General features: G+C 69.3%; 20 protein-coding genes. 10 read left to right on the top strand and 10 right to left on the bottom strand.

Translation table 11 applies throughout. The annotated features are described in order from the left end of the window. Positions 1 to 393: 393 nt before the first annotated feature. From pgl to tkt, 5 genes are read right to left on the bottom strand one after another with little or no spacing between them, the layout of a single operon-like run. Positions 394 to 1,146 (bottom strand): 6-phosphogluconolactonase, encoded by a 753-nt coding sequence (pgl, locus tag RZ1_RS01535; protein ID WP_072808537.1) that lies wholly within the window; start codon positions 1,144 to 1,146, stop codon positions 394 to 396. After that, positions 1,139 to 2,047: a glucose-6-phosphate dehydrogenase assembly protein OpcA gene (gene opcA / locus RZ1_RS01530; RefSeq protein WP_371304999.1), complete on the bottom strand. Its 909-nt coding sequence runs from the start codon at positions 2,045 to 2,047 to the stop codon at positions 1,139 to 1,141. Before opcA ends, pgl begins: the two co-directional genes overlap by 8 nt. Beyond that, positions 2,044 to 3,585, bottom strand: coding sequence for a glucose-6-phosphate dehydrogenase (zwf, locus tag RZ1_RS01525; RefSeq protein ID WP_072808534.1), 1,542 nt, complete (start codon positions 3,583 to 3,585; stop codon positions 2,044 to 2,046). The genes opcA and zwf overlap by 4 nt, the downstream gene beginning before the upstream one ends. A 2-nt stretch (positions 3,586 to 3,587) precedes the next feature. Beyond that, complete coding sequence (tal, locus tag RZ1_RS01520) at positions 3,588 to 4,733, bottom strand: transaldolase (RefSeq protein ID WP_072808532.1); 1,146 nt, start codon at positions 4,731 to 4,733, stop codon at positions 3,588 to 3,590. A 5-nt stretch (positions 4,734 to 4,738) separates the two neighbouring features. After that, the gene (tkt, locus tag RZ1_RS01515) at positions 4,739 to 6,841 is read right to left on the bottom strand and encodes a transketolase (protein WP_072808773.1); all 2,103 of its coding nucleotides are present in this window, start codon (positions 6,839 to 6,841) and stop codon (positions 4,739 to 4,741) included. Positions 6,842 to 7,062: 221 nt separating this feature from the next. Between tkt and RZ1_RS01510 the strand changes: the two genes are divergently transcribed. Continuing rightward, complete coding sequence (locus tag RZ1_RS01510; RefSeq protein ID WP_072808530.1) at positions 7,063 to 8,040, top strand: heme o synthase; 978 nt, start codon at positions 7,063 to 7,065, stop codon at positions 8,038 to 8,040. A 48-nt stretch (positions 8,041 to 8,088) separates the two neighbouring features. Here RZ1_RS01510 and RZ1_RS01505 read toward each other — a convergent pair whose 3' ends face one another. After that, positions 8,089 to 9,054 carry a quinone oxidoreductase family protein gene (locus tag RZ1_RS01505; RefSeq protein ID WP_072808528.1) on the bottom strand — a complete coding sequence of 322 codons (966 nt, stop codon included), beginning with the start codon at positions 9,052 to 9,054 and terminating at the stop codon, positions 8,089 to 8,091. Positions 9,055 to 9,076: 22 nt separating this feature from the next. Between RZ1_RS01505 and RZ1_RS01500 the strand changes: the two genes are divergently transcribed. Next, positions 9,077 to 9,424: a hypothetical protein gene (locus RZ1_RS01500; protein WP_072808526.1), complete on the top strand. Its 348-nt coding sequence runs from the start codon at positions 9,077 to 9,079 to the stop codon at positions 9,422 to 9,424. A 75-nt stretch (positions 9,425 to 9,499) separates the two neighbouring features. Here the strand turns inward: RZ1_RS01500 and RZ1_RS01495 are convergent, their stop codons facing one another. The 4 genes from RZ1_RS01495 to mptB form a co-directional block, all read right to left on the bottom strand. Beyond that, positions 9,500 to 10,468 (bottom strand): COX15/CtaA family protein, encoded by a 969-nt coding sequence (locus RZ1_RS01495; RefSeq protein ID WP_072808771.1) that lies wholly within the window; start codon positions 10,466 to 10,468, stop codon positions 9,500 to 9,502. Between the two features lie 79 nt (positions 10,469 to 10,547). Further along, entirely contained in the window at positions 10,548 to 11,348 is an 801-nt protein-coding gene (locus tag RZ1_RS01490) for an ABC transporter permease (RefSeq protein WP_072808524.1), read from the bottom strand. After that, positions 11,345 to 12,289: an ABC transporter ATP-binding protein gene (locus RZ1_RS01485; RefSeq protein ID WP_072808522.1), complete on the bottom strand. Its 945-nt coding sequence runs from the start codon at positions 12,287 to 12,289 to the stop codon at positions 11,345 to 11,347. Before RZ1_RS01485 ends, RZ1_RS01490 begins: the two co-directional genes overlap by 4 nt. Further along, positions 12,286 to 14,034, bottom strand: coding sequence for a polyprenol phosphomannose-dependent alpha 1,6 mannosyltransferase MptB (gene mptB, locus RZ1_RS01480; RefSeq protein WP_072808520.1), 1,749 nt, complete (start codon positions 14,032 to 14,034; stop codon positions 12,286 to 12,288). Before mptB ends, RZ1_RS01485 begins: the two co-directional genes overlap by 4 nt. A gap of 107 nt (positions 14,035 to 14,141) precedes the next feature. Between mptB and RZ1_RS01475 the strand changes: the two genes are divergently transcribed. The 8 genes from RZ1_RS01475 to RZ1_RS01440 all read left to right on the top strand — a co-directional run bounded on the left by RZ1_RS01475 (position 14,142) and on the right by RZ1_RS01440 (position 21,187). Then, a complete protein-coding gene (locus RZ1_RS01475; protein ID WP_371305001.1) occupies positions 14,142 to 14,906 on the top strand; it encodes a helix-turn-helix transcriptional regulator in 765 nt (254 codons plus the stop codon). 83 nt (positions 14,907 to 14,989) lie between these two features. Next, positions 14,990 to 16,438: a Fe-S cluster assembly protein SufB gene (sufB, locus tag RZ1_RS01470; protein ID WP_072808516.1), complete on the top strand. Its 1,449-nt coding sequence runs from the start codon at positions 14,990 to 14,992 to the stop codon at positions 16,436 to 16,438. Then, entirely contained in the window at positions 16,439 to 17,644 is a 1,206-nt protein-coding gene (sufD, locus tag RZ1_RS01465) for a Fe-S cluster assembly protein SufD (protein WP_072808514.1), read from the top strand. Between the two features lie 39 nt (positions 17,645 to 17,683). After that, on the top strand, positions 17,684 to 18,472 hold the full coding sequence (sufC, locus tag RZ1_RS01460; protein WP_072808513.1) for a Fe-S cluster assembly ATPase SufC: 789 nt from the start codon (positions 17,684 to 17,686) through the stop codon (positions 18,470 to 18,472). A gap of 4 nt (positions 18,473 to 18,476) precedes the next feature. Next, entirely contained in the window at positions 18,477 to 19,796 is a 1,320-nt protein-coding gene (locus RZ1_RS01455; RefSeq protein WP_072808511.1) for a cysteine desulfurase, read from the top strand. Position 19,797: 1 nt separating this feature from the next. Next, a complete protein-coding gene (sufU, locus tag RZ1_RS01450) occupies positions 19,798 to 20,265 on the top strand; it encodes a Fe-S cluster assembly sulfur transfer protein SufU (RefSeq protein WP_072808507.1) in 468 nt (155 codons plus the stop codon). Beyond that, positions 20,265 to 20,702, top strand: coding sequence for a metal-sulfur cluster assembly factor (locus RZ1_RS01445; protein ID WP_072808506.1), 438 nt, complete (start codon positions 20,265 to 20,267; stop codon positions 20,700 to 20,702). Before sufU ends, RZ1_RS01445 begins: the two co-directional genes overlap by 1 nt. A gap of 29 nt (positions 20,703 to 20,731) precedes the next feature. Beyond that, positions 20,732 to 21,187, top strand: a complete 456-nt coding sequence (locus RZ1_RS01440; RefSeq protein ID WP_283236011.1) for a MarR family winged helix-turn-helix transcriptional regulator — start codon at positions 20,732 to 20,734, stop codon at positions 21,185 to 21,187. Positions 21,188 to 21,270: the final 83 nt, after the last annotated feature.

The following is a 21,270-nucleotide window of genomic DNA, read 5'->3' as shown; positions in this document are numbered from 1 at the left end:
GGATTTCCGAGGGTACGCCGCCGTTGCATCCGGTCCGCTGATCACTCTGGGGTGCAAGATGTTTCGGAGCCCACCCGGCCGCGTCTATCGATCTCGGCGGGTGGACCCTGATCCGGATCGACGCGGCATGGAACCGACCGGGGGGTCGCCGCGTCGAACCGGGTAAGGGACGAGAGACAGTCGTCCCCGACGGGAGGAGTATCGACCATGGACCCACGCACGACGCGCTGCGCCCGCGCGCGATCGCGAACAGGCTTGCTGCGCACGGTATCCGGGCCGCGGAGCGCGATCAGGCTGGGATGCGGCACTCCGGCTCGGGGCGGGGCGCCGGGCTCGGGCATCCGCCCCGACGACACCCGCAGCGACGGAACAGACCGGTGACCGACCGTGCGCTCAGGCGTCCGGCAGACCCGCCGCCGCCTCCGCGTCGACGAACCACACCGTCTGCTCGAGACCGCGGGCCCCGGCCGCCGGGATGTCGGCCGGATCGGCGCCGCCCAGCGCAGCCGCGACCGCGTCGGCCTTGGCCGCGCCCGTCACGAGGAGCCACACCTGCCGCGAGCGGCGGATCGCGGGCAGCGTCAATGTGACCCGTGCAGGCGGCGGCTTCGGCGAATCGGCGACGCCGACAACGAACTTCTCGGTCTCGCGCACGGCTTCGGTGTCCGGGAACAGCGAATTGATGTGGCCTTCCCCGCCCATCCCGAGCAGGTGCACATCGAACGTGGGCACCGTGCCGTCGGGGGAGTGCTCGGCAAGGACCTGGGCGTACGCCTCGGCGGAAGTCGCGGGGGAGGCGCCTCCGGGTTCGCCGAGTGCAGGCATCACGTGGATACGCGCAGGATCGATCGGCACCCGATCGAGCAGCGCTGCCCGGGCCTGCACCTCGTTGCGATCGGGGTCGCCCGGCGGCAGGAACCGCTCGTCGCCGAAGTACACGTCGATCGCGGACCAGTCGATGCCACCCTGCTCCCGGCACACCTGCTCGAGCACCGCGATCCCGGTGCCGCCGCCGGTCAGCACCACCGACGCGCTCACGCGCTCACGCTGCGCCGCGACGACCGCGTCGACGAATGCGGACGCCGCCGCGGCGACCAGCGCGTCGCCCGAGTCGAAACGTTCCACGCGGACAGGGGTGTCAGACATATTCCACCTTCGAGATGCCGTTGAGTGCCGAGTGGTAGACCTCGTCGGGGTCGAGCCGCCGCAGTTCCTCGGCCAAGCACTCCCACGAGTCCCGACGCGCCAGCGTGATCAGCGAATCGGGCTTCCCGGTGCGCCGCAGCGTCGCGACGCGTCCTTCCTGCGGACGCACGAGCTCGATCGTCTGCGATCGGGTGTGCAACTGCACCTGCAGGTCCCCGACGGATCGCTGCACCGGGCCGTCGATCCGGCTCGCGAGCCAGCCCGCCAGCAGATCCAGCGCGGGCTCGTTCGCCAGCCCGGAGACGGTCGCCGACTCGATCGGCTCGTGCGGGGTCTGATCGAGCGCAGACACCAGCAGCGCCCGCCAGTAGGTGATCCGGCCCCACGCCAGGTCGGTGTCGCCGGGGGTGTACCCGGCGCGCCGGGAGGCGATCGACGTCATCGGATCAGCGTCGTTCGTCGCATCCGTCAACCGGCGCACCGCCAGGCGACCCACCGGGTCCTTGGCGGGAACCTCGGGCGGCGACGTCGGCCACCACACGACGATCGGGGTATCCGGCAGCAGGAACGGCACGATCACCGATTCCTGATGGTCCGCGAGCGGTCCGTGCAGCGCGAGGATCAACACCTCGGACGCGCCGGCATCGCCGCCGAGGCGGATCTCGGCGTCCATGCGCGGTGCGTGGCCGTCGTTGACCCGGCCGACGACGATGACACGACACGGATGCTCGCGGGCTGCGGCCGTCGCGGCGCCGATCGCCGGTTCGAGACCGCGACCCCCGTCGGTGCACACCACCAGCGTGAGCACGCGACCCTGCGTGACGACACCACCGTTGCGGCGCAGCTCGACGAGCTTCTTGCCGATGTCGATCGCGGTCGCGTTGCGCAGCTGAACCCTCACGGCCGCCTCCATTCGCGGCCGGAACGGCGCAGCATCTCGTCCGCCGCCGGCGGGCCCCACGTCCCGGCCTCGTACGGCTCCGGAACACCCTCGGCAGCCCAGCGCTCGAGCACCGGATCAAGGATCTTCCAGGACAGTTCGACCTCGTCGTCGACGGGGAACAGCGACGGTTCGCCGAGCAGCACGTCGAGGATGAGCCTCTCGTACGCCTCCGGTGACGACTCGGTGAACGCCTGGCCGTAACTGAAGTCCATGTTCACATCCCGGACCTCCATTGACGATCCGGGCACCTTCGAACCGAACCGGAGCGTGACACCCTCATCCGGCTGCACCCGGATCACCAGCGCGTTCTGGCCGAGCTCGGTGGTCATCGTGTCGTCGAACGGCAGGTGCGGGGCCCGCTTGAACACGATCGCGATCTCGGTGACCCGACGCCCCAGCCGTTTGCCGGTGCGGAGATAGAACGGCACACCGGCCCACCGCCGGGTGTCGATCTCGCAGGTGATCGCGGCGAACGTCTCGGTCGTCGAGTCCGGCGCGAAACCGTGCTCCTCGTGCAACCCGACGACCTCACCTCCGTTCTGCCAGCCGGCGACGTACTGACCGCGCGCGGTGGTCTCGTCGAGCGGCTCGGCGAGCCTCGTCGCCGAGAGCACCTTGATCTTCTCCGCCCGCAGCTCGGCCGGGTCGAAGCTGATCGGCTCCTCCATCGCGATGAATGCGAGCAGTTGCAGCAGGTGGTTCTGGATGACGTCGCGCGCAGCGCCGATCCCGTCGTAGTACCCGGCACGGCCACCGAGTCCGATGTCCTCTGCCATCGTGATCTGCACGTGGTCGACGTAGTGGGCGTTCCACAACGGATCGAACAGCTGGTTCGCAAAACGCAACGCCAGGATGTTCTGCACCGTCTCCTTGCCGAGATAGTGGTCGATGCGAAACACCGAATCCTCGGGAAACACCTCGCCGACAACCGCATTGAGCGCGCGGGCGCTGCTCAGGTCGTGGCCGAAGGGTTTCTCGATCACGACGCGGCTCCACTGCCCGTCTTCGGAGCCGGCCAGACCCGAGCGCGACAGCTGCGAGCACACCACCGGGAAGGAATCCGGCGGAATCGACAGGTAGAACGCATGATTGCCGCCCGTGCCGCGGACCTTGTCCAGCTCGGCGAGGGTCGTCACCAGCTCACCGAACGCAGCGTCGTCGTCGAAACTGCCCTGGACGAAGCGGATGCCTTCGGCGAGGCGTTGCCACACCTCCTCGCGGAACGGGGTGCGGGAGTTCTCCCGCACCGCGTCATGCACGATCCGGCCGAAATCCTCGTCGGCCCAATCCCGGCGGGCGAAACCGATCAGCGCGAACCCGGGCGGCAGCAGGCCGCGATTGGCGAGGTCGTAGACCGCCGGCATCAGCTTGCGCCGGGCCAGGTCGCCGGTGACCCCGAAGATCACCAGCGCGCACGGGCCTGCGATGCGGGGAAGCCGCCGATCCCTCTCGTCGCGGAGCGGATTGACCCACTCCGTCGCCGCGGGTTCGCGCACGGTCAGCGCTCCGTGCCGGCAGCGTGTGCCGAGAGCTGCTCGGCCGTGGCCGCGATCAGCTCGTTCCAGGAAACCTCGAACTTCTCGACGCCCTCGTCCTCGAGCTTGCGGAACACGTCGTTCAGATCGATCCCGGCCGCCTTCAGCGCAGAGAACACGTGCTCGGCGGCGCCGGCGGTGCCGGTGACCGTGTCGCCGGTGATCTCACCGTGGTCGGCGACCGCTTCGAGGGTCTTCTCCGGCATGGTGTTGACGGTGTTCGGCGCCACCAGCTCGGTCACGTACAACGTGTCCGAGTAATCGGGGTTCTTCACCCCGGTCGAGGCCCACAGCGCGCGCTGCGCGAGGGCGCCGGCCGCGGCGAGCTGCTCGAAACGCGCACCGGAATCGAAGGCCTTCCGGTACGCCGCGTACGCCAGGCGAGCGTTGGCGACACCGGCCTTGCCGCGCAGCGCCAGCGCCTCGGCGGTGCCGATCTCCTCGAGCCGGGCATCGATCTCGGTGTCGACGCGGGACACGAAGAACGACGCCACCGAGTGGATCTTCGACAGGTCGTGTCCGGCGGCCTTCGCCGCGGTCAGACCGTCGAGGTACGACTCGATGACCCGCTCGTACCGGCCCACCGAGAAGATCAGCGTCACATTCACGCTGATGCCCTCGCCGATCACCCGGGCGATCGCGGGCAGGCCGGCGACCGTCGCGGGAATCTTGATGAACAGGTTCGGCCGGTCGACGATCTTCCACAGCTCGATCGCCTGCGAGACGGTGGCGTTGGTCTCGTGCGCAAGCCGAGGATCGACCTCGATCGAGACGCGGCCGTCCACACCGCCGGACGCTTCGAAAACGGGGGCGAGCACGTCGCAGGCGGCGCGGACGTCGTCGGTGGTGACGGTGCGGATCGTGGTGTCGACGTCCGCACCGGCAGCGGCCAGCTCGGTGACCTGCGCGTCGTACGCGTGGCCCTTCGACAGCGCCGCCTGGAAGATCGACGGGTTGGTGGTGACACCGACGACGGAGCGGGTCGCGACGAGCTTCGCGAGATTGCCGGACTCGATTCGCTCACGGGACAGGTCGTCGAGCCACACCGATACGCCCGCGGCGGACAGCGCCGCGAGGTTCGCGTTCTGGGTGGTGGTCTCCTGCGTCATAGGATCTATCCCTTCAATCGCGTCAGCGAGCGGCGCGCGGCGTCGACGACGGCCTCGGCGGTGATGCCGAACTCGCGGTACAGGGTCTTGTAGTCGGCGGAGGCACCGAAGTGCTCGAGCGACACGGCTTCGCCGGCGTCGCCGATCAAGCGGTACCAGGGCAGCGCCAGTCCGGCTTCGACGGACACGCGGGCCTTCACCGACGGCGGCAGAACCTCGTCCCGGTACGCCTGGTCCTGCTCGAGGAACCAGTCGAGAACCGGCACCGACACGACACGGGTCGGCACGCCCTCGGCCTCGAGGACCTCGCGCGCGGCGACGGCGAGCTGCACCTCGGAGCCGGTGGCGAGCAGCAGCACCTCCGGGGTGCCGGTCGACGCCTCGGCGAGCACGTAGGCGCCGCGGGTCACACCCTCGGCGGCCTTCTCGCGGGTGCCCTCGAGCACCGGCACGTCCTGACGGGTCAGGGCCAGCGCGGTCGGGCCGGTCTTGTTCTCCAGCGCGGCCTGCCACGCGAACGACGTCTCGTTGCCGTCGGCGGGGCGGATCACCGCGAGGTTCGGGATCGCACGGAGCGCGGTCAGGTGCTCGATCGGCTGATGCGTCGGGCCGTCCTCGCCGAGACCGATCGAGTCGTGCGTCCACACATAGATCGCCGGGGTCTGCATGAGCGCGGCCAGGCGCACGGCGGGACGCATGTAGTCGGCGAACACGAGGAACGTGCCGCCGTACGGGCGGGTCGGTCCGTGCAGCGCGATGCCGTTGAGGATCGAGCCCATGGCGTGCTCACGGATACCGAAGTGCAGGGTGCGGCCGTAGGGGGTGGCCGTCCAGTCCTTCGTCGAGATCGCCTCGGGACCGAACGACTCGGAACCGGGGATGGTGGTGTTGTTCGAACCGGCCAGGTCGGCGGAGCCGCCCCACAGTTCCGGCAGGATCGGGCCGAGCGCGGCGAGCGCGTTGCCGGACGCCTTGCGGGTAGCCGGGCCCTTCTCGGCCGGCTCGTAGGTCGGGAGCGCGTCGGTCCAGCCGGCAGGGAACTCGCCGGACTGCAGGCGGTCGAACAGTTCCTTGCGCTGTGGCTCACGCTCGGCCCAGGCGGCGAACCCGGCTTCCCAGTCGGCGCGGGCCTTCACACCGCGGTCGACGACGCGACGCGAGTGGTCGATCACCGCCGCGTCCACGTCGAAGTTCTTCTCCGGATCGAAACCGAGGAACTTCTTGACCGCGGCGACCTCGTCGGCGCCGAGCGCCGAACCGTGCACGTCGCCGGTGTTCATCTTCGTCGGGGCCGGGTAGCCGATGACGGTGCGCAGCACGATCAGCGACGGCTTGTCGGTGACGGCCTTCGCTGCCTCGACGGCCTCGAGGATCGCGGTGACGTTCTCGCCGCCCTCGACGGTCTGCACGTGCCAGCCGTATGCCGCGTAGCGCCCGGCGACGTCCTCGCCGAGCGCGATCGCGGTGTCGTGCTCGATGGAGATCTTGTTGTCGTCGTAGAAGACGACCAGGTTGCCCAGTTCCTGGACACCGGCGATCGACGACGCTTCGGAGGTGACGCCCTCCTCGATGTCGCCGTCGGACGCGACGACATAAATGTGGTGGTCGAACGGGCTGGTGCCTGCGGCGGCCTCGGGGTCGAACAGGCCGCGCTCACGGCGAGCGGCCATCGCCATGCCCACCGCGGAGGCCAGACCCTGCCCGAGCGGTCCGGTGGTCATCTCGACACCGGCGGTGTGCCCGAACTCGGGGTGCCCCGGCGTCAGCGAGCCCCACGTGCGCAACGCCTCGAGGTCGGCCAGCTCCAGGCCGTACCCGGACAGGTAGAGCTGGATGTAGAGGGTCAGGCTCGAGTGGCCACAGGACAGGATGAACCGGTCGCGGCCGACCCACTGCGGATCGGTGGGGTCGTGGCGCAGCACTCGCTGGTACAGCGTGTATGCGAGCGGCGCCAGGCTCATCGCGGTACCGGGATGCCCGTTGCCGACCTTCTGCACGGCGTCCGCAGCAAGCACGCGGGCGGTGTCGACGGCCTTGGTGTCCAGATCGGTCCAGTCGGCGGGGTGGACCGCCGCGGTGAGGGTGCGGATCTCGTCGGTGATCGACACGAGCTTCAAGTCTCCTGACATGGGGTACGGGATGCCTGCGGCCGCGAATGCGTCGCGCGCCCTCCCAGCCTAATGGCCGCGGTGGTGCGGTGCGGATTACGGGTCGATTCGGTCGAGGCCTGTCCGCGGTCTACCATCGACCGTAGTAGTGGCGCGTCCGTGATCGGGCGGCGATGAGCGGGCGAGCGAAGGTGTGTATTCGCGTGGTGCAAGGAGACAGTGTGCGGGCAGGGCGACGGCCGGGAGGACACGGCTTCGGTGCCCCGGAAGCACCCAGCACCACGCGGCCGGACACCTTGTGGGGTCGGATTTCCGGCACCGTGCTCGCCTACATTGCTTTGACCAAGCCGCGCGTCATCGAGTTGCTGCTCGTGGCGACCATCCCGGCGATGCTGTTCGCGGACCGCGGCAGCGTCGATCTCGCCCTGATCCTGAGCACCCTGTTCGGCGGCTGGATGGGTGCGGCGAGCGCGAACTCGCTCAACTGCGTCGTCGACGCCGACATCGACAAGGTGATGAAGCGCACCGCGCTTCGCCCGCTGGCGCGGCAGGCTGTGCCGACGCGCAATGCGTTCGTGTTCGGCATGCTGCTCGGCATCGCGTCGTTCGCCTGGTTGTGGTGGCGCGCGAATCTGCTCGCCGGTGCGCTCGTCGTCGCGACCATCGCGTTCTACGTGCTGGTCTACACGATGGTCCTCAAGCGTCGTACCTGGCAGAACGTGGTGTGGGGCGGCGCTGCCGGCTGCATGCCCGTGATGGTCGGGTGGGCCGCGGTCACCGGGTCGCTGAGCTGGGAGCCGCTCGTGCTGTTCCTGGTGATCTTCTTCTGGACTCCGCCGCACACCTGGGCGCTGGCGATGCGTTACAAGGAGGACTACAAGGCGGCCGGGGTGCCGATGCTTCCGGTGATCGCCACCGAGCAGCACGTCACCAAGCAGATCCTCATCTACACGTGGGCGACGGTGCTGGCGACGCTGGTGCTCGTCCCGGCCGCGGGCGTCGTGTACGCGGCGGTGGCGCTGCTCGCCGGCGCGTGGTTCGTGTTCATCGCCCACCAGCTCTACAACAGCGTCCGCGGCGGCGCCTCGGTCAAGCCCCTCAAACTGTTCCTGCAGTCGAACAACTACCTCGCGGTGGTGTGCCTGGGCCTGGCCGTCGACTCCGTGCTCGATCTGCCCACGATCGCGTCCTACCTGTGACGGTGTGCCATGTCGGCGCCCGGGCGGGCCGATAAGGCACACGGGCGCCTACGGCGCCAGCACGATCGACCCGGTGGTCCTGCGGGACTCGAGGTCGCGGTGGGCCTGCGCCGCGACCGTGAGCGGATAACGCGCCCCCACCCGGATCGTGAGGTCACCCGCGGCGACGGCCGCGAACACGTCGCCGGATCGCCACAGCAGTTCCTGGCGGTCCCGCGTGTGGTGCGCCAGGGTGGGGCGGGTCAGGAACAGCGATCCCGCGGCGTTCAGGCGCTGCGGATCGAACGGCGGAACCGGGCCGCTCGCCGCACCGAACAGCGCGAGCGTGCCGCGGATCCGCAACGACGCCAGCGATGCCTCGAAGGTGTCCGCGCCGACCCCGTCGTACACCGCGGCCACACCCTCGCCGCCGGTGAGCTTCCGCACCCGCTCGGCGAGGTCGCCGCCGTAACGGAGCACCTCCGCGGCACCTGCCTCACGCGACAGGGCCTCCTTCTCGTCCGAGGACACGGTGGTGATCACCCGCACCCCCTTCGCGGTCGCGAGTTGGGTCAGCGCCAGGCCGACACCGCCGGCGCCCGCGTGCACGAGCACCGTCTCGCCGGGCTGCGCCGGGTACGTCGACTCGAGCAGGTAGTGCGCGGTCATGCCCTGCAGTAGCGCGGAGGCGGCCTGCTCGGCGGGCACCTCGTCCGGGACCGGCACCGCGACCGCCTCGGGTACGACGACGAGTTCGGCGTACGAGCCGGGCGCCGCCGCCCAGCACACGCGGTCACCGACGGCGAACTCGGTGGTTCCGGGTCCGACGGCCTCGACCCGGCCGGTGCCTTCGGAACCGGGTACGTACGGAAGCTCCGTCGCGTACAGGCCGGTGCGGAAGTAGGTGTCGATGTAGTTGACGCCGATCGCGTCCGTTCGGACCAGCAGCTCGCCGGCGCCGGGGGTCGGAGTGGGAAGTTCGGCCGGAACGAGGACCTCGGGACCACCGAACCGTGTCACTTCGATTGCGCGCATACGCCCACAGTATTCTGCAGGTATGAGCGCTGAAACTCAGGTCGCGGCCGCACCCGCGCCCGCCGATGTCGTCTCCTCCCTCCGTTCCTTCGTCGCCGCGCACGGCGACTCCGCCAAGGCGGTCCTCCAGCCCATCGGGGGAGTCGGGGTGCGCGTGACGGTCGTCGCCGCCGACGGCACCCTGGGCGACCGTGTCGTCGCCGACCTCCCGACCGCGCACGCCGTCGTCGAGGCGCTGTCGAACGTGACGGTCTCGGACTGGGACCGAGAGGTCACCAGCATCGCCACGCCGCAGCAGGGCCACTGGAAGAAGATGGCGGGCTGGGTCGCCAACCAGACCCGGTTCCCGAAGGCACGTAACGAGCGCTGACACAGCCGAGAAGCGAAACGCCCCGGGCCCACCCTCCACATCGAGAGGGTGGACCCGGGGCGTCGAGGGTCCGTGTCAGGCGGCGGTGACGGCTACCGGTTGCGGGGCGGCGGTACGGACCCGGCCCGCACACCAGACCGCGGCGGTCGCGGCGGTGCACAGTCCCGCACCGGCGACGTGCATCACCACGAGCACCGCGGGCACGTCCGTCCAGAATTGGACGAGGCCGATGAGCGACTGGGCCAGAACCAGCCCGAGCAGCACCTTCAGGCGCAGCTTCACCGGTTCCGGCGCGGCGACCGCGTACAGCGCGAACGCCAGGCCCACCAGCAGCGCCAGATAGCCGACAAGCAGCTCGGCATGCAGGTGCACGAGGTTGGTGATGTCGAGGTCGAGACGCGGCACCGGGCGCTCGATGCCCTTGTCGCCGGCGTGCGGGCCGGCGCCGGTGACCATGGTCCCGGCGATCAGCACCGCGGCGAGCACGACCCCGGACAGCGCGGTGAGCCATCGCAGCGGCTGGGGGAGGACCTGGTCGACGACGCCGTCGTCGGGTTCGCCGACCTTCTCGAACAACACGACCGCCAACCACACCATCAGCATCGACGCGAGCATGTGGATCGCGACGGTCCACCACAGCAGTCCCGTCAGCACCGTGATGCCGCCGATGACGGCCTGCAGCACGGTCCCGGCCGGCATCAGCCAGGCCCACGCGATCACCTCACGCCTGCGGCGCGCGCGGGTGACGGCGAGGACGATGGCGGCGGAGACCACGACGACGACGAACGTCAGGAGCCGATTGCCGAACTCGACGACCTGGTGCAGGGTGTGGACGTTGCTGGACACGCCGACCGGCACCATCGAACCGGGGAAGCACTGCGGCCACGTGGGGCACCCGAGGCCCGACGCGGTGACCCGCACGACCGAGCCGGTGACGGCGATGCCGCCCTGCACGACGATGGTGAGGAAGGCGATGATCCGCTGGGTCCGCAGCGACGGCAGCGGAAGTCGGTCGACGAGGTTGAGGTAGCCGCGATACAGCACGTTCACGATGGTACGGGTCCGTCCACTACGCGGTGTAGTTGGGCTACGCGGTGCAGTCGGGCCGGCGGAACGGTGGCGGTCACGTGAATCGGAAGAAGCGGCGGGCCAGCACGCCACCGACGACGGCCCACGCCGCGAGGATCGTCACGGCGAGCCAGTCCACGCCGCCGCGCACCGCCTCCTCGAGACTCAGAGCGAGAGCCCCCGAGGGCGTCACCCGCGCCAGGTGCACGAGCGCGTCGGGCAGGCCGTCCCCGGCGAGGACGACGCTGCCGATGCCGAGCAGTACGAACCAGACGATGTTCGCCAGGGCGAGCACGATCTCGGCGCGCAGGGTACCGCCGAGCAGCAGCCCGAGCGTTGCGAACATGACGGTGCCGAGCGCGACGACGACGGCGCCGAGCGCCAGGCCGAGCAGGCTCGGGCGCCATCCGAGTGCGACCCCGATCGCACCGAGCAGAATCGACTGCATCGCCACTACGACCGCGACCGCACAGCTCTTACCTGCGATGATGCCCCATTTCGGGAGGGCGGTCGCGCCGATCCGTTTCAATGCACCGTATCTGCGGTCGAATCCGACCGCGATGGCCTGGCCGGTGAATGCGGTGGACATCACCGCGACCATCATCACCGCCGGCAGGACCCGTTGCACCCGGGGATCGCCGAGATCGCCGATCGGCAGCAGGGTCAATCCGATCAGCAGGGTGATCGGGATGAACATCGTCAGCAGCAACTGCTCACCGTTGCGCAGCAGCAGCTTGAGTTCCATGCGCGTCTGCGCCGAGAGCATCGCCGCCGGTGTGTTCGGTCGCGGGGCGGGGGCGAAGGTGCCGGCCTCGAACCGGTTGCTCGCCAGCCGATCGTGATGCGTCACGCTCATCCCCTCAACTCCCGTCCGGTCAGGTCGAGGAAGACATCCTCGAGGCTGCGCTGGTCGACGCGGATCTCGCTCACCAGCGCCCCCTGATCTGCGCACCATGCCGCGGCCGCGGTGACCACGGCGGGATCGATCGCGCCCTCGACGAGGTACCGGCCGGGTTGTGCCTCTCCCACGCGGAACCCGTCCGGAAGAGTGGTCCGCAGCGGCGTGATGTCGAGGCCCGCGGACGTGGACAGCCACAGCTGGCCTTCGGACCCGGTCCGGGCCACCTCCGCGGGCGTGCCGGCGGCGACGACGCGGCCGTGGTCGATGATCACGACCTCGTCGGCCAGTTCCTCGGCCTCGTCCATCAGGTGTGTCGTCAGGAGTACCGAGACTCCGTCCCGGCGCAGCGCGTCGATCAGCTCCCATACCAGCAACCGGGCCTGGGCATCGAGGCCCGCGGTCGGCTCGTCCAGGAACACCAGTTCCGGACGCCCGACCAGCGCACACGCCAGCGCCAGTCGCTGCTGCTGACCACCGGAGAGCCGCCGGTAGGGGGTGCGGCGGGCCTCGTCGAGCCCGAGACAACTCAACAGCCACGCCGGGTCGATCGGATCCGCCGAGTACGAAGCGACCAGGTCGAGCATCTCGCCGGCCTTGGAACCGGGATACGCGCCGCCGCCCTGCAGCATCACCCCGATCCGGGGCCGCAATGCATCCGAGTCCTCGACCGGATCGAGTCCGAGCACCCGCACGGTGCCCGCGTCGGGCGCCACGAAGCCCTCGCACATCTCCACCGTGGTGGTCTTGCCGGCGCCGTTGGGCCCTAGCAGGGCGAGCACCTGAGCACGCTCGACCGTGAGGTCGAGCTCGTTCACGGCGGTGGTGTCGCCGAACTTCTTGACGACGCCGTCCAGGCGCACAGCAGACGCCGCACCGGCGGGGGATCTCGAGGTCACGGGTTTCCAGCGTAGGCGTCGGAGGATTCGGCCGGGCGCGGTGGTGTGCGGTCCTCGTCGCGCCACGGCAGCCGGTTGCGGGTGGCGACGATGAGCAACCCGACGACGACGACCGTCGCGATCGCGGCCTGCACGATGATGAACGGCTGGTATTCGCCGCCGTTGGGCATCAAGATGACGCTGACCAGCGACGAGAACGCCACCGTGGGGATGCGGAAGATCGGCCGGGTGGCCCACGCGGCCAGCGGAATCACCGCCCACAGCAGGTACCAGGGTTGCACCACCGGGAACAGCAGAACGATCGCGCCGAGCGAGACACCGAGGCCCCCGACCGGGTGGATCCGGCCGACGAGCACCGCCAACAGCATCCGAATTGTGATGAATGCCGCAATCAGGGCGGCGATCGGCCGGGTGATCGACAGGACCGCGGTGGTGTGGTCGCCCAGACCGAGCAGCACACCCGCCAGGCCGGTGCCGACACCCAGCAGGGTGGGAATCGACATCCAGCTCCGCACCTCGGTGGCGGTACCCAGGGTGTTCGTCCAGCCGAGCCCGAGTCCGCTGCCCCAGCTGACCGCCACGATCACCGTCAGCGACACCGCGGCCAACAGGGCCGCCGCGGCCGGTACCGCCCGGATCGTGGCACCCCAGCGGCGCGCCAGTGCCATGCCCACGAAACCGAGCGCGAGCAGCGATGGCACCTTGATCATCGACGACAGCGCGATCAGCGCGGTGCCGGCGACGAGCCACGCGAGGTAGCGGCCGCGCAGCGGCGAGCCGGGGCCGTCTGCCTGGATTCCGCGCAACGCCAGTTCGAGTCCGGCGAGCATCAGCCCGAGCATGAGTGCCTCGTTGTGGATGCCCGCGACCAGGTGGAACAGCAGCAGCGGATTCGCGGCGCCGAGCCACAGGGCGGTCACCGACGCCACACCGCAGCGTCGGGCCAGCCGCGGCAGCGCCCACACGATCATTGCGACACCGCCGAGCGCGAGCAGCCGGTGCAGGAAGATCCCGGACACGATGTTCTCGCCGGTCAGGAATGTGATGCGTTCACCGAGCCACAGGAACGCCGGCCCGTACGGAGCGGAGGTCTCGCGCCAGATGTTGGGCACCGTCCGGGTGAGCACGTGGTCGACGCCGAGCGCCCCGGCCGGCCCGATCGCATAGGGGTCCAGCCCGCGCGCCGCGATCTCGCTCTGCGCCAGATAGGAGTAGACGTCTTTGCTGAACATCGGCGGCGCGACCGTCAGCGGCAGGATCCACAGCAGCAGCGTGCGGTCGAGTTGCGAACGCGACAGGCGGCGCGGCTGTCCGTCGGGGTCGCGTCGGCCGACGGCGAAGCGGCCGAGCAGCAGCCAGGCCAGCACGATCAGGACGGTGCCGGTCATCGCGAGGGTCAGGGCGGCGCTCGACATCCGTGCCGGCAATCCCAGCAGGCGAACACCCTGGACCGGGTTCTGCAGCACCGGCTGGGCGCCCGCGCCCAGGGCGCCGACGCACAGGAGTACCGCGCCGGTCGCGCCGAACAGCCGGATCCGATGCAGTTGGACGGTTTCGGTCGCGTCGAGGCCGCGTCCCTCGCGTTCGTCGCCGTGCAGGACGGTCACGACGTCGGTGTGGTGACCGCGACCGTCGAGTCCGAACGCGCGCTTGCCCAGCGTGATCGCGCGGGTGCCGAGGGCGACGAATCGGCTCGGTTCGGGGGCCGGACCGGCCGTGCTGGGTTCGTCGATGGTCGGCGGCACCCGAGCAGCCTATCGGGCGGTCCGCGGGCCTATTCCCGGTCCGGTCCGGGTTGTGGGGAAGGGCACCCTTGGTGGACCGAGTATCCGAATTCCGTCACACTGGTGTTGTGAAATCAGCGACCGATCCCGCCGTGGACGAGAAATGCGCAGGCCACGGGCCTGACGCAGCGCTCGCTTCCACGCGCTCGGTACGCGATTCCTCGCCGCAGCACGAAGGTCAGACACGCGCGGCGGTCGTGCAGTTGCTGCTCGAAGAGGGACCGATCACTGCGCCGGAGATCGGCAAGCGCCTCGGGCTGAGCGCAGCCGGTGTGCGCAGGCACCTCGATGCACTCATCGACACCGGTGAAGCCCGGGCCGCGGCCCCGCCGCGCCGGCAGGGCCGGGGTCGCGGACGTCCGGCTCGTCGATTCCAGCTCACCGCGATCGGCCGCGCCCGGCTCGGTCACACCTACGACGACCTCGCCGGCGCCGCGATGCGTCACCTGCGCGAACTCGGCGGCGAAGCCGCGATCGAGGACTTCGCGCGCCGTCGGGTTCGGTCGATCCTCGCAGGCGTCGAACCGGCCGCCGGACCCGACGAGATCGAAGCGACCATCGAGGACATCGCCGATGCATTCACCGCGGCCGGGTTCGCGGCGTCCACCCGGCGGGTCGGCACCGGAATGCAGGTCTGCCAGCACCACTGCCCGGTCTCGCACGTCGCCGAACAGTTCCCGGAGCTGTGCGAGGCGGAACAGGAAGCGTTCGTGGAGATTCTCGGCACGCACGTCCAACGGCTGGCGACCATCGCCAACGGCGACAGCTTCTGCACCACCCATGTGCCGCTTCCGGATCCGGCGGCTCACGCCCGCTCCGACAGCGATCCCTGAGCGCCGCGACGGCAACCACCAGCAGCCAGCCCGTCGGCACTCCAGTCCGCGCCGACAACGAACAGACTCCGGAAGGAGCTCGCATGACCCTCACATCGGACCAGGCGTCCGGCGCGGGTGCGCCGCTGACGCAGGAGGAGACCATCGCGTCCCTCGGCCACTACGACTACGGCTGGTCGGACCCGGACGCGGCCGGCGCTGTCGCGCAGCGCGGCCTGTCCGAGGCTGTCGTGCGCGACATCTCCGCCAAGAAGAACGAGCCCGAGTGGATGCTCGATATCCGCCTCAAGGCGCTGCGCACGTTCGACAAGAAGCCGATGCCGGGGTGGGGTTCGAATCTCGAGGGCATCGACTTCGAGAACATCAAGTACTTCGTCCGTTCGACGGAGAAGCAGGCCACGTCCTGGGAGGAACTGCCCGAGGACATCAAGAACACCTACGACAAGCTGGGCATCCCGGAGGCGGAGAAGCAGCGTCTCGTTGCCGGCGTCGCCGCCCAGTACGAATCCGAGGTGGTCTACCACCAGATCCGCGAGGACCTCGAGTCCCAGGGCGTGATCTTCCTCGACACCGACTCGGGGCTGCGCGAGCACCCGGAGATCTTCAAGGAATACTTCGGCACCGTCATCCCGGCCGGGGACAACAAGTTCTCCGCGTTGAACACCGCCGTGTGGTCGGGTGGCTCGTTCATCTACGTGCCGCCGGGCGTGCACGTCGACATCCCCCTGCAGGCCTACTTCCGGATCAACACCGAGAACATGGGCCAGTTCGAGCGGACCCTGATCATCGTCGACGAGGGCGCGTCCGTGCACTACGTCGAAGGCTGCACCGCGCCGATCTACAAGTCGGACTCGCTGCACTCGGCGGTCGTCGAGATCATCGTCAAGAAGGGCGGCCACTGCCGCTACACGACCATCCAGAACTGGTCGAACAACGTCTACAACCTCGTCACCAAGCGCACCAAGGTCGAGGCCGGCGGATCCATGGAATGGATCGACGGCAACATCGGTTCCAAGGTGACGATGAAGTATCCCGCCGTGTGGATGATGGGCGAGCACGCTCGCGGTGAGGTCCTGTCCATCGCCTTCGCCGGCGAGGGCCAGCATCAGGACACCGGCGCGAAGATGCTGCATCTCGCGCCGCACACCTCCTCGACGATCGTGTCCAAGTCGGTCGCCCGTGGCGGCGGCCGGGCCTCCTACCGCGGTCTGGTGCAGGTCAACAAGGGCGCCCACGGCTCGAAGTCGACGGTCAAGTGTGATGCGCTGCTCGTGGACCAGATCAGCCGCTCGGACACCTACCCGTACGTCGACATCCGGGAGGACGACGTCACGATGGGGCACGAAGCGACCGTGTCGAAGGTGAGCGACGACCAGCTGTTCTACCTCATGAGTCGCGGCCTGACCGAGGACGAGGCGATGGCGATGGTCGTGCGTGGCTTCGTCGAGCCGATCGCCAAGGAACTCCCCATGGAGTACGCCCTCGAGTTGAACCGACTGATCGAATTGCAGATGGAAGGGGCAGTCGGCTAAATGGCTGCGAATACCGCTCACACCCCCACCGGGGTGCAGGACGCCGTGCGCGGCGAGAACACTCGCGTACCGGCCGCAAACAAGGGTGAGGTGTTCACGTCGTTCGACGTGAACGCGTTCGAGATCCCCGGCGGCCGCGACGAGGCGTGGCGATTCACTCCGCTGCGCCGCCTGCGGGGGCTGCACGACGGCACCGCCGTCGCTTCGGGCGCCGCGACCGTCGAGGTCTCCGACGCCGCGGGCGTGCAGGTCGAGACCGTCGGCCGCGACGACCAGCGCCTCGGACAGGGCGGTGTCCCGTTCGACCGCATCGCCGCGCAGGCGTACTCGTCGTTCGAGTCGGCGACGGTCGTCACCGTCGGCCGCGAGGTCGAGGTCGCCGATCCGGTCACGATCACACTCACCGGTCCCGGTGAAGGCAAGGTCGCCTACGGGCATCTGCAGCTGCGCCTCGAACCGTTCGCGAAGGTCACCGTGATCCTGGATCAGCGGGGGAGCGGCACGTACGCGGAGAACGTCGAGTTCGTCGTCGGCGACAGCGCGCACCTGAATGTGGTCGCCGTCCAGGACTGGGCCGACGACGCCGTGCACGTCGCGGCGCACCACGCGCGCCTGCATCGCGACGCGGTGCTGCGCCACTTCACCGTCGGTCTCGGCGGCGACCTTGTGCGGATCTCGCCGACCGTCAAGTACGACGCGCCCGGCGGCGACGCCGAGTTGCTCGGTCTGTACTTCGCCGACGCCGGTCAGCACCTCGAGCAGCGTCTGCTCGTCGACCATTCGCAGCCGCACTGCAAGTCCAACGTCGTCTACAAGGGTGCGCTGCAGGGTGATCCGGCCTCCGGTAAGCCCGACGCGCACACCGTGTGGATCGGCGACGTGCTCATCCGTGCCGAGGCCGAAGGCACCGACACCTTCGAACTCAATCGCAACCTCGTGCTGACCGACGGTGCCCGCGCCGACTCGGTGCCGAACCTCGAGATCGAGACCGGCGAGATCGTCGGTGCCGGTCACGCGTCCGCGACCGGCCGCTTCGACGACGAGCAGCTGTTCTACCTGCGCGCCCGCGGGATCCCCGAGGACCAGGCTCGCCGGCTCGTGGTCCGTGGCTTCTTCCACGAACTGATCGAGAAGATCACCGTCCCCGAGGTCCGGGATCGGCTCGAGGCCGCCGTCGAAGCCGAACTCGCCGCCGTCGGCGCCTGAGTGCCGACCCCCACACTTTCGTAAGGAACCGATTCACCGATGTCCACCCCCCAGAACGTCCTCGAGATCAAGGACCTGCACGTTCGCGTCGCCCAGACCGACGAGAACGCCGAGCCGATCAACATCCTCAAGGGCGTGAACCTGACGGTCCGCTCCGGCGAGACGCACGCCATCATGGGCCCCAACGGCTCCGGCAAGTCGACCCTGTCGTACGCAATCGCCGGCCACCCCAAGTACGAGGTGACCTCCGGCAGCATCACCCTCAACGGTGAGAACGTGCTGGAGATGAGCGTCGACGAGCGTGCCCGCGCCGGTCTGTTCCTGGCCATGCAGTACCCGGTCGAGGTGCCCGGTGTGTCGATGTCGAACTTCCTGCGCACCGCCGTCACCGCCGCTCGCGGCGAGGCTCCCAAGCTCCGCACCTGGGTCAAGGAGGTCAAGGCGGCGATGACCGAGCTGGACATCGATCCGGCGTTCGGTGAGCGCAGCGTCAACGAAGGGTTCTCCGGCGGCGAGAAGAAGCGCCACGAGATCCTGCAGCTCGGCCTGCTCAAGCCCCAGATCGCCATCCTCGACGAGACGGACTCCGGCCTCGACGTCGACGCGCTGCGCGTGGTGTCCGAGGGCGTCAACCGCTACCAGGAACGCGAGCACGGCGGGGTCCTCCTCATCACCCACTACACCCGCATCCTGCGCTACATCAAGCCGCAGTTCGTGCACGTGTTCGTCGGTGGCCGGGTCGTCGAGTCCGGTGGCCCCGAGCTCGCCGACGAGCTCGAGACCAACGGGTACGTCCGCTTCACCCAGGCCGCGGCGGCAGGAGCCTAGACCCATGACCATCCCGGTGCGGGAACTCGACATCACCCGGTTCGACGTGACCAGGATCCGGAAGGACTTCCCGATCCTGGCCCGCACGGTGCGTGACGGAAGACCGTTGGTGTACCTCGATTCGGGCGCGACCTCCCAGCGGCCGGTCCAGGTACTCGACGCCGAGCGCGAGTTCCTCACCACGTGCAACGCGGCCGTGCACCGCGGCGCCCATCAGCTCGCGGAGGAAGCCACCGACGCGTACGAGGGGGCCCGCGCGGCGATCGCCGAATTCGTGGGGGCCGACGCCGACGAGCTGGTGTTCACCAAGAACGCCACCGAGTCGCTGAACCTGGTCACCTACGTGCTCGGCGACGACCGTTTCGATCGCCGGGTCGGACCGGGCGACGAGATCGTCGTCACCGAACTCGAGCACCACGCCAACCTGGTGCCGTGGCAGGAACTGGCCCGCCGCACCGGCGCGACGTTGCGCTGGTACGGCGTCACCGACGACGGCCGCATCGACCTGGATTCGCTCGAGTTGTCCGACGCGGTCAAGGTCGTCGCGTTCACCCACCAGTCCAACGTGACCGGTGCGGTCGCGCCGGTCGAGGAACTGGTGCGCCGCGCCCGCGCCGTCGGCGCGCTGGTCGTGCTCGACGCATGCCAGTCGGTGCCGCACATGCCGGTGGACTTCCATGCGCTGGACGTGGACTTCGCGGCGTTCTCGGGTCACAAGATGCTCGGCCCGTCCGGTGTCGGCGTGCTCTACGGCAAGCGGGCGATGCTCACCGCGATGCCGCCGTTCGTCACCGGCGGCTCGATGATCGAGACCGTGACGATGGAGGCCAGCACCTATGCGCCGCCGCCGCAGCGGTTCGAGGCCGGTGTGCCGATGACCTCGCAGGTCGTCGGGCTCGGCGCGGCCGTGCGGTATCTGAACGAGATCGGGATGGACGCGGTCGCCGCGCACGAACACGAACTGACCGCTCTGGCGCTCGAACTTCTCGGGGGCATGGACGGCGTTCGCATCATCGGACCGGCCACCACCGAGCATCGCGGGGGAGCGGTGTCCTTCGTCGTCGACGGCATCCACGCCCACGACCTCGGGCAGATCCTCGACGACGAAGGTGTCGCGATCCGCGTCGGACACCATTGCGCGTGGCCGCTGCACCGGCGTTTCGGTGTCGCCGCGACCGCGCGTGCGTCGTTCGCGGTCTACAACACCACCGACGAGGTGCGTGCCCTGGCAGCCGCGATCCGGCGCGCCCAGGAATTTTTCGGAACCCACCCGCCGCTGGACCATCCCCGGGACGACGGCATCACGATCGACGGGGCGTCCTGACATGCGGATGGAACAGATGTACCAGGAAGTGATCCTGGATCACTACAAGCACCCGCACCACAGGGGGCTGCGGGAACCGTTCGGTGCCGAGGTGCACCACGTGAACCCGACCTGCGGTGACGAGGTGACCCTGAGGGTGCATGTGACCGACGACGGGCTCGTCGGCGACGTCTCCTACGACGGGCAGGGCTGCTCGATCAGCCAGGCCGCCACCTCGGTGCTGACCGATCAGGTGATCGGGCTGTCGGTCGAGCAGGCACTCGCGACGGTCGACAGCTTCGCCGAGATGGTCGGTAGCCGCGGCACCGTCGAAGGTGACGAGGACGTGATCGGCGACGGCACCGCGTTCGCCGGCGTGTCGAAGTACCCGGCACGCGTGAAGTGCGCGCTGCTGGGGTGGATGGCGTTCAAGGATGCCGTGGTGCAGATCGTCGACGGCGCACCCGTTCCGAGCGGAGGACAGAACTGATGACCGAACCGGCTACCGAGACCGGCACCCCCGACGCTGCCGCAGCGTCGGCCCCCGAAGCAGCGACTCCCGAGGCCGTCGCTCCCGAGGCTGCGAGCACGACTGCCGAGGCGCCGCCGATGGATCCGCAGCGTCTCGACGACCTCGAGGAGGCGATGCGCGATGTCGTCGACCCCGAACTGGGCATCAACGTCGTCGACCTGGGCCTGGTCTACGGCATCAGCGAGGACGACGACGCGGTCACCATCGACATGACCCTCACCTCGGCGGCGTGCCCGCTGACCGACGTGATCGAGGACCAGTCCCGCAACGCGCTGGTGCGGAGCGGACTGTGCGAGGAACTGCGCATCAACTGGGTGTGGATGCCGCCGTGGGGTCCGGACAAGATCACCGACGACGGGCGGGAGCAGTTGCGCGCGCTCGGTTTCACCGTGTGACCGACCCGGTGCTCTCGTCCGGGAGCCGACTGCCGGATTCCGTCGGTGAGGCCGCGCCGGGCGTGGCGGCCGCTGCGCTCGAACGGGAGGTGCTCGCGTTGTGGCGTCGCGGCCGTTCGCACATGGCCGCAAGCGCCCGCGCGGTCGATCCCAAGCTGGATCCGGTGTGCTATCCGCTGCTGGTGCTGCTGCGCGACGCCGACGCGATCGCGATGGCGGACCTGATCGGCGTGCTCGGCATCGAGAAGTCGACCCTGACCCGGCGCATCGACAGTGCCGGACGGCTCGGCCTGGTCGAACGCATCCCGGATCCGTACGACGCGCGGGCCCGGCTCGTCGCGTTGACACCCGAGGGCCGTCGCCGCCTGGAGGAACAGCGGGTGGAGACGTTCCGGCGGTGGCGTGATCGCCTGGCGTTGTGGGACCCGGACGATGTCCGGCAGCTGGCGACGCTGATGCACCGCCTGGGTGACATTCTCGACTAGTGGGAGGTACCAGGTCCAGCCGGTCCGGGAAGAACCGATCGGTCCCCGCTCGCCGCCCTGTTAGTTGTATCGAGCAACCAAGT

Origin of the sequence: Rhodococcus zopfii NBRC 100606 = JCM 9919, from assembly GCF_001895025.1 — a bacterium.
GTDB classification, from domain to species: domain Bacteria; phylum Actinomycetota; class Actinomycetes; order Mycobacteriales; family Mycobacteriaceae; genus Rhodococcus; species Rhodococcus zopfii.
The sequence above is the reverse complement of the archived record's forward strand: the minus strand, read 5'-3'. Positions and strand labels throughout refer to the sequence as shown.